This window comes from Virgibacillus alimentarius (assembly GCF_017874635.1).
Taxonomy (GTDB): Bacteria; Bacillota; Bacilli; order Bacillales; family Amphibacillaceae; genus Virgibacillus_B; species Virgibacillus_B alimentarius.
In genome coordinates, this window is record NZ_JAGIKX010000055.1 from 1 (window position 1) to 9,019 (window position 9,019).

At 41.5% G+C, this 9,019-nt stretch carries 7 protein-coding genes, 1 rRNA gene and 1 riboswitch; of the genes, 7 read left to right on the plus strand and 1 reads right to left on the minus strand.

All coding sequences use genetic code 11. The features are described from left to right. A 5S ribosomal RNA gene (gene rrf / locus J2Z81_RS15295) occupies positions 1–93 on the plus strand; the annotation flags it as partial. Positions 94–433: 340 nt separating this feature from the next. Then, positions 434–769 carry a DUF1811 family protein gene (locus J2Z81_RS15300; protein WP_226371721.1) on the plus strand — a complete coding sequence of 112 codons (336 nt, stop codon included), beginning with the start codon at positions 434–436 and terminating at the stop codon, positions 767–769. A gap of 291 nt (positions 770–1,060) precedes the next feature. Here J2Z81_RS15300 and J2Z81_RS15305 read toward each other — a convergent pair whose 3' ends face one another. Further along, complete coding sequence (locus J2Z81_RS15305; RefSeq protein ID WP_029267721.1) at positions 1,061–2,302, minus strand: dicarboxylate/amino acid:cation symporter; 1,242 nt, start codon at positions 2,300–2,302, stop codon at positions 1,061–1,063. A 719-nt stretch (positions 2,303–3,021) separates the two neighbouring features. On the opposite strand from J2Z81_RS15305, the gene J2Z81_RS15310 reads away from it, so the two are divergent. The 5 genes from J2Z81_RS15310 to J2Z81_RS15330 all read left to right on the plus strand — a co-directional run bounded on the left by J2Z81_RS15310 (position 3,022) and on the right by J2Z81_RS15330 (position 8,896). Continuing rightward, entirely contained in the window at positions 3,022–4,377 is a 1,356-nt protein-coding gene (locus J2Z81_RS15310; protein ID WP_226371722.1) for an MATE family efflux transporter, read from the plus strand. A gap of 177 nt (positions 4,378–4,554) precedes the next feature. Beyond that, on the plus strand, positions 4,555–5,664 hold the full coding sequence (locus J2Z81_RS15315) for a YibE/F family protein (protein ID WP_226371723.1): 1,110 nt from the start codon (positions 4,555–4,557) through the stop codon (positions 5,662–5,664). Further along, on the plus strand, positions 5,661–6,413 hold the full coding sequence (locus tag J2Z81_RS15320) for a YibE/F family protein (RefSeq protein ID WP_226371724.1): 753 nt from the start codon (positions 5,661–5,663) through the stop codon (positions 6,411–6,413). Before J2Z81_RS15315 ends, J2Z81_RS15320 begins: the two co-directional genes overlap by 4 nt. An 89-nt stretch (positions 6,414–6,502) precedes the next feature. Continuing rightward, positions 6,503–6,605, plus strand: a riboswitch (SAM riboswitch). 178 nt (positions 6,606–6,783) lie between these two features. Beyond that, positions 6,784–7,449, plus strand: coding sequence for a carboxymuconolactone decarboxylase family protein (locus J2Z81_RS15325; RefSeq protein ID WP_029267713.1), 666 nt, complete (start codon positions 6,784–6,786; stop codon positions 7,447–7,449). A gap of 79 nt (positions 7,450–7,528) precedes the next feature. Beyond that, entirely contained in the window at positions 7,529–8,896 is a 1,368-nt protein-coding gene (locus tag J2Z81_RS15330) for an LLM class flavin-dependent oxidoreductase (protein ID WP_029267711.1), read from the plus strand. The last annotated feature ends 123 nt before the right edge of the window (positions 8,897–9,019 follow it).

Consider the following 9,019-nt stretch of genomic DNA (forward strand, 5'->3'; position numbering starts at 1 on the left):
CACACCTGTTCCCATACCGAACACAGTAGTTAAGCTCTCCAGCGCCGATGGTAGTTGAGGCTTTGCCTCCGTGAGAGTAGGACGCCGCCAGGCAATTAATTTAAAAGGCTAACATACAAAGTAAATTGTATGTTAGCCTTTTTGTTACGGAGAAGAAAACCGGAGTTTGAAACTGAGATAGAGAATTCGAAAGGACATTGCAAGTTTTTGAAAAAGCACTGTTACAAAGGACCGTTTGTATAGCCTAATTAAAATATTTTCTAAGAAGAAGTGAAAGAGATATGGTATGATAGAGGCGATATGTGTTGATAAGAGCGCGTGCAGGAGGAAAAAAGAAAAGCAGGTTATCTTTTAGCAGCGGTTTGTGATGGTGGAAAACTTTTTCCGTTAATCTAGTTGGAGTACAAAAATATAAGGGAAGGGAGGGTGCACGATGGCCCATCCTTACAAGCGATATTCAATAGAACAGCTACAAGCAGAAGAGGAACTTTTACGTGAAAAATTACAGAAGGCCGAAGCGTTAGGGCAGCGTAATTATATAGCGGTTCATAGGAGAAAAATAGAAATTGTTAGATCCTATATGCTGGATGCATCTGCATTTAGGCCGGGGGATATGCGCGAATTAAAAGAGGATCACGAACATTATTTTAAAATTGATGAAGTGAGTGGGGTTGTTGCATGGGGGCACCGCATCCATAAGGGAAATCATGAAACAAGCGGCGAAAGAGAAGCTGTGCTGCTTGATTTATTAGGTGAAAAATCCAAGTGAGCTCGGAAAGACTTATAGCGTGAAACCGATACGCTATTCATGAAATATGTTCTAGCTTGACGTAAGGGTTCACAATATATTTCTAGATTATATAATCTATTAAAGTATCTCGTTAAGGTTTAAATGAAGCAGGTTGCATGGCGCGGGTCCGTTTTAATACCGAATTCGCGCCATGCAACTGCTTTCATTTTTTGTCTTACTTTTTAATTGAAAGGTCCTTGACATAGTTCGTTATTTATTTTTTAGACACATACCCTTGGGATGCAAGGCACCCGTAGGGGTGTACTATGATCACTCGGGATAAACCGTTTTTGCCTGATGCTTTTTTTCTGTTTTGTCAATGACGGAGGTGGCTACTAAATCACCTGTTACATTTAGGGCAGTGGCACCCATGCCCACAAGTGCATCAATGGCGGTCAGCAGTCCAACGGCTTCGATCGGCAGGCCGACTTGTGCAAAAACAGTTGCAATCATAATAATCCCAGCACCTGGAACACCTGCTGTACCAATCGTGGCGAGTGTCCCTACAATCACGACTTGGAGCATATCTGTATACGTCAAAGGATCCCCAATAATGTTTGCGGCAAAAACTGCTGATATGGCAATGCGGATGGCAGCTCCATCCATATTGACGGTAGCACCTAAAGGCAAGCTAAAGCTATATAAACTTTTGGACAGATTTAAATTTTTAGCTGCATCTAAAGTTAATGGCAAAGTACCCGAACTGCTTTGGGTCACAAAAGCAGTTACAATCGGCGTTCTTGCTGTGGAGAAGAAATCTTTAATGGATACATTGGTAAACAGCATGAAAAGCATATAAATGACGACTTGAGCAAGTAAAGCGATATATAATACCAAAACCATATCCCCTAAAGAAAGCAGGGTATCCATCCCTTGATTTCCGACCGTTTTGGCAATGATGGCAAAAATACCAATTGGAACATATTGCAAAACCGCATGCATTATTTTAAAAGTTGCTTCATTTAATCCTTCCACAACGTTGTAGACAAGTTCCCCGGAGGCTGCCCACTTTTCTGTGGATCGGAGCGCGGAGATCGCAATTCCAAAAGCAAGGGCAGTAAACACAATTCCCAAAAGATTTAACTCGGTAAAAGCCGTGAAGATATTTTCCGGAACAATACGAAGCAGAACACTGATGACTCCAGGATTATCCGGAACTTCAAAGTTCTCATTTGTATCGAGCGACATATTTGTCCCAGGGTTAAATATACTTGCAATGGTGATACCGACGATAATTGCGAGTGCAGAAGTGATGATATAATACAGAAATACTTTGCCGCCCATGCGTCCAAGATCACTCATTTTTGTTTGATTGACCCCCACGATTAACGTGAAGACGACAAGTGGAATAATCATGAATTTTAACAGCCGTAGTAGTAAATCACCAAAAGGGGTGAGTACTGTGGCGGCGTCTTCACCAAAGATGAAGCCTGTTAGGACTCCCAAAATAAGTGCAACGGTTATTTTTAAAATAAGTGACGTTGCAGTATATTTTTTCCAAAGTCTTTTCACGTGATCTCCCCCCTTTCTCTATTCATTCTATACAGGAGTTGTTTGAATTGTTTCATAACAATATAGGATAATCAAGCTTCTGTCAAAAACAATGCTTGAGGGAAGATAATTTGGCAGGGGGAGGGACGCTGACTATGCTGGAGCGTACAGAGCGGATTGATAGCTTTCATGAACTTAAAAAATCACAAAAACAAGCACCAAAATAATCCTGTTACAATGGCTTTATAGTGCTTGTTTTGTATTTTGAATAGCATAATTTATACATTGGGAATACAAATAAAAGAGGTGTTCGCACAATGTGTAATCAAATGCTTTATAAACAAGAGAAAATAAAAAAACGGCTGGAAAAGGCGGGAATTATAATGTCCGCAGAGAAGAGGAAACAAAAGAAGTGTACTTAGCCTTAATGTACCAGCGGATGCGATTATAAAAATGAACAACAAACGTTTATAAACCATGTAGAAAAGAGTACGAATGATTCTTTTCTACATGGTTTTTTGGTGCAAATGGAACGCCAGAACCCTCTATATCAAGCCGAAATTCGACACAAACTGATAAAACGCGGAGCGAGACAAGCGCTACCCCAATAAAACCCTCCAAATCACAGGTCTCCCTCAAGTCCCTCCCCTCTTTCTAGACTTTCTTTCTTCATTTAGATTAGAATAGGTGTACACAGAATAACGCAGTATCATACAACCGATGAATAAGGGGTGAAGCAGATGGGCAGTGTGAATCAAAAGCTAGCAACGCAGTCTGTAGCGAAGACGTTTTTTCAATATTTTATCCCTACCCTTCTTGGCATGATGTTGATGTCGGTGAATGTGGTGGTGGACGGGATTTTTGTTGGGAATGGGGTTGGCTCTGTTGCGCTTGCTAGTGTGAATATTGCGGTTCCAGTGTTTTCGGTCATTATTTCTCTTGCGCTCCTTGTTGGAATGGGAGGCGGAACGCTTTATTCGATTGCTATGGGGGAAAATAATGATGATAGAGCGCGGAAAATATTTACGTTATCCATGGCGCTGATTACTGTGATTACCGTTGTGGTTTCGGTGATTAGCTACATAAATTTGGAAGCGTTGGCGCTTTTTTTTGGAGCGAATCAGGAGACGTTGCCGTATGTGTTGGATTATATGCGAATTTTATTCCTTTCGTCGCTTATTTTATCCTTAGAAGCAGTCTTAAGTATTTTTGTACGGAATGATGGTGACCCGCAGCTGGCTATGATGGGGCTTGTTGTATCAGCTATTTTAAATATCGGGCTGAATTACTGGATGATTTTTATTTTGGAACTGGAAGTAAAGGGAGCGGCGTTAGCTACGGTTATTGCAACCGCTTTTGGTTTGCTTATTTATACATTTCATTTTTTAAAAAAGGGTTCTAATTTAAAGCTTGTTAAAATGGATTGGAATTGGCGTTCGATTAAATCCATTAGTACCATTGGCTTTCCGAGTTTTTTATCGGAGGCAGGGATGGGAATATTTGTCGTTGGCTATAATATTGCGATGGAATATCACGTTGGTACGGACGGGCTTTCTGCTTTTTCCGTGATTAATTATTTGCATGTGTTTATGTTTTTGGCGTTTATCGGGATTGCTTCTACGATTCAGCCGATGATTAGTTATTACTACGGGGCGAAGCAGGCAGAGAGCATCAAAAAGACAGTGAAAATCGCTGAAACTACCGGCATATCGCTTGGTCTTTTATTTTTAGCCATTGGTTATTTTGGGGCAACTCAACTTGTTGCTATATTTGGTATTGAGTCCGAATCAATTGTCGATCTTGCTACTACTGGTTTGAAGTTGTTTTTCCTGGGCTATTTATTCATGGGGATCAATTTTATTTATATGACTTATTATCAATCGATTGGTAATATCAAACCATCGATCGGTATTACCCTATTTAGAGGTGTTATCTTACTGATTCTTATGCTGCTTATCCTGCCGTTTATGCTTGGTACAGCTGGCATCTGGCTAGCGCTTCCTGCAGCGGAAGCATTGGTTGCTGTTTTCTTGCTCATTTTTGCCAGAAAACATGTTATGGAAAAAACATTCCTTTGGCACCAAGTGCAGGATTAAGTAGGGATAGACCCAGGTGGTGCCAGTTCTGATAGGAAAGGCCAAAGTCTTTGTGAAAAAGGGGAGCTACAAATCAGCTACCGTGCTAGGATCTGGCTGCCTTTCGATTCGATAATTCGATATAAATCGACAAAATTCGGGAAGTGACAGGCACCAGGTTTGGGAAGGGTGAAGAAGATGTTGTCGAGGTCCATTTATTTTTATGTTATTATGGCGTTTCTTTTTGTGGTGTCGGTTGTGTTCGTTAATCATAATGATGCATTTTATGATCGTCCCATTGCTGAAGTCACTAAAGTAAAACAGGAAGATAAGACCGAAGTGACGGATCAACACCACAATACAGATGAGCTATTTACACAACAGATTACAGCCAAGTTGAAAAATGGGGAAGCTAAAGGAGAGACGATCCATTTACAGAATGAATATTCAGCTTCAGGGGCTTATGATCAGGCCTATCAGCCTGGAAATGACTTGTTTGTTTCGCTGGATACAGACAAAGAGAAAAATGCAACATTAACTGGCAAGATAATCGATGTGAAACGGGATAAATATGTTTTGGTAGCAGCATGGGTATTTGTCGCGATTTTACTTATTGTCGGCAAAAGGCAGGGACTGTTTTCCATCATCGCTCTAGCAATCAACGCCATGATCCTGTCCTATGCGTTGGATATCTATGTGAAGAATTCGGATATCAGTTTATTGTTCCTATGCAGTATCAGTGTGGTTTTATTTACTGCCATCTCGCTGTTATTCCTTCATGGTTTGAATGAAAAAACATTTGCGGCAATTGTGGCAACATTACTTGGAACATTTCTTTCGCTGCTTATTGCGTCCGTTGTAATATGGGCCACATCGGAAAGTGGTCTTCGTTATGAAGAAATGCAGTTCCTAACACGTCCGTATCAAGTGATATTTATCGCAAGTTTATTCCTTGGTTCCTTAGGAGGTGTCATGGATATTGCGATTACAATGACTTCTTCAATCTTCGGGCTTTATGAAAAAAATAATGCTATTTCCAAAAAGGCACTTCAGACGTCCGGCATGGAAATTGGAAAAGATATCATGGGAACGATCACGAATATTTTGCTTCTTGTCTATATCAGCGGTTCCATTCCGATGCTTATTTTATATTTAAACAATGGGTCGGCATTGACATTTTCCCTGACAATGAATCTTTCATTGGAAGTAGCCAGGGCGTTAGCGGGCGGGATTGGCATTGTGTTATCCATTCCAGTAAGCCTCTATACATCTATCTTTTTTATTAATCGAAAGAGGGCTAAATCATGACGGTACAAGTGGTGCTGGCAGCTATTTTATTCTTGTTAATGGTGCTTGTAGGCGGGAAAAAGGGGGTAAGGTCTTTTTTTACCTTATTTCTAAATTTCCTCGTGTTTCTTATTACCATGATTTTGATGACCATTCCAATTGTCAATCCAATTATTGTAGCGTTGATTGCATGTACAGCAATTTGCAGTATGAATTTGTTTTATATTAATGGAGTAAACATGAAAACGAAAACAGCCTTCATTTCTTCCATGATCACCATTGTTATTTTGATCTCTTTTATTGTATTCATCACGTCCAAAGCGAAGGTTCAGGGATTTGGCGAAGAGGTCATTGAGGAAATCAGTGTATTTTCCCTCCATGTTGGGGTGGATTTCGTCAAGGTTGGAGCGGCTATGGTCATACTGACTGCGATCGGTTCGATTACGGATATTGCTATTTCCATTGTTTCGCCGATGCAGGAACTATTTCATCATCAGCCATCAACAAGCAGGAAAGAGTTAGTTCGATTTGGGCTAAGCATTGGCAGAGATGTTCTTGGAGCAGATACGAACACATTGTTTTTTGCCTTTTTAGGAAGCTATCTGGCATTGATTTTGTGGTTTAAAGATTTAACGTATTCGTTCGGGGAAATTGTGAATTCGAAAGTATTTAGTGCAGAAATGATCAGCATTCTCTCAGCCGGTGCTGGTGTTGGCCTAATCATTCCAATTACCGCCTGGACTGCAGCATGTTATTTGGTAAAAAAGTGATGGGGGACAGTTCCTTAAAATTTGTACTTGACACATTTTTCTGTATTCGGTATGATGGTATACAATTCTTACTAATTAAATAAAATATTTCCTTATCCAGAGTCGGGGGAGGAACCTGGTCCTTTGATCCCGCAGCAACCGTTATGATAACAAGGTGCTAATTCCAGCAAGCATTGGCTTGAAAGATGAGTGAACGTAGTCGATAAATGAAACCTCTTCCTCATCGGAAGGGGTTTTTTTAATGCATGCACCTGATTTGCTAGGGAAAAGGGTAAAAGGACATTTTATGGTGTCAAAACCGATTATTAAGATGGGGATAATTGTTTTAATTAGTGGAATGTAGATCATATACCAAAAGGAGTGGGTTCACGTGAGTCATTCAACTGATACCTTGTACAAAAAATCATATTTTTCACGGATTGGAGAATTAAGGGAATATGCGCCGGAAGCCTTTAAAAGCTTTTTTTCATTTAACGAGCAGGCGCTAGCAGAAGGTGCATTGACGGTAAAGGTAAAAGAATTAATTGCTGTTGCGGTTGCACATATTACCGGGTGCCCGTACTGCATTGATTTGCATGTAGGAAATGCGAAGGAGCAGGAAGCGTCCAAAGAAGAAATAGCGGAAGCGGTATTCGTATCCGCCGCACTAAAGGCAGGTGCCGCAGCTGCTCATGGGGTGAATGCGCTAAATGCTTATGACGGAGAATCTTCTGATGAGCTGTACCGGACAAGTTATTTTCAACGATTAAAAGAATTTGGCGCATTACAAGGTGATGCTTTTCGGGCCTTTGCGGATTTTGACAAACAGGCTCTAAAAGCGAACATACTGACAGAAAAAGAGAAAGAATTAATTGCTGTAGCAGCTGCACATACCACCGGATGTGCGTATTGCATTGATCTTCATACAAAAAATGCAAAAAAAACCGGTGCGAGTGTCAATGAAGTAGCAGAAGCAATCTTCGTCGCTGTTGCTTTACAAGCCGGATCGGCGTTTGCACATAGCGTGAATGCACTAAATGCTTATGATCGAAAATAACTACATTTAGGGACTGTCCCCTTTGCTTTAACGGGTTAGTACGACAGGCGATGGTCCCCCATTGAAAGGAGCTTTCACCATGGGTAAACAAATTCATTTTAACGGGTTTATTCAGCATTCGCCTTCTCCACATTCTACTGGACTGTGGAAGCATGAGAAAGACGGGGGTGTTAATCATAATCAGTTAACGTACTGGGTGGAGATCGCACAATTGCTAGAAAGAGGGAAATTTGATTCCTTGTTTATCGCTGATGTGCTGGGAACCTACAGTGTCTATGAAAATAGCCATCGTGCCGGAGCAGAGTATGCGGTCCAGCTTCCGGCACATGATCCAATTATTCCAATTTCAGCGATGGCAGCGGTAACGAAGCATTTAGGTTTTGCACCGACCATATCAGCAACCTACGCACAGCCTTATGCGCTAGCTCGGCAACTTTCGACGCTTGATCATATGACAAATGGGAGGGTTGCCTGGAATGTGGTGACATCCTACTTGGAAAGTGAAGCTGTCAATTTGGGACTTACCGAACGATTGCCAAAGGAGCTTCGGTATGACCGGGCGGATGAATTTTTAGAAGTGGTCTATAAATTGTGGGAAGAAAGCTGGGAGGATGGTGCTGTCATCTATGACCGGGAAAATGATCGGTTTGCGGATCCGAAGAAGGTGCATCTCATCAACCATGCAGGTGAATTTTTTGATGTGCCAGGCCCTCATTTAGTAGAACCTTCCCCGCAACGGACACCGGTTATTTTTCAAGCAGGTGCTTCACCGAGAGGCCGTGATTTTGCTGCTAAACATGCGGAAGGTGTTTTTACAAAAAACCATTCCTTAGAGGCACTGAAAAAATATACAGCAGACATACGGAGACGGACAACATTGCAGGGAAGAGATAAGCAGGATGTGCTTATTTTCCCATTGATCCTGCCAATTATTGGATCAACAGAGGAGGAAGCTTACCAGAAATATGAGGAACTAAAGGAACAGGTCAGTTACGAGGGGACCGCATCGCTCCTGTCTGGTCACACCGGGATAGACTTTTCCCGTTATGATCCAGATCAGTATATCGAGGATATGGAAACAGAAGCAGTGCAGGGGAATTTGGATATGTACACGAAAGATCCAAATAAAAAATGGACATTGCGAGAAGCAATCAAGAATCATGGTCTTGGAAATGGGACGGTGAAATTTATCGGGACGCCGGAACAAATTGCCGATCAGATTGAAGAATGGGCAACGATTGGGGATGCGGACGGTTTTAATATTGCGCAGTCGTATTCCCCTGGAACGTTTCGGGAATTCGTTGATGATGTCATACCGGAATTGCAAAAACGCGGGATTTACCGAACGGAATATGAAGGAAACACGTTGCGTGAAAATATGTTTGGAAAAGGACGCACCCATATACCAGCTAACCATCCGGCAAAAAGCGTGAAAGCGAAGGTTTAATAGCGTAATGTACTTGCCATTTGTCAAAAGTGCGAATTAAGGTGATAGACGTGGCAAGAATCGCATCAATAGAATCTTCCACAACCTTGTCTAATCTATAAGACGAACGCGCAGCTTTTTGAA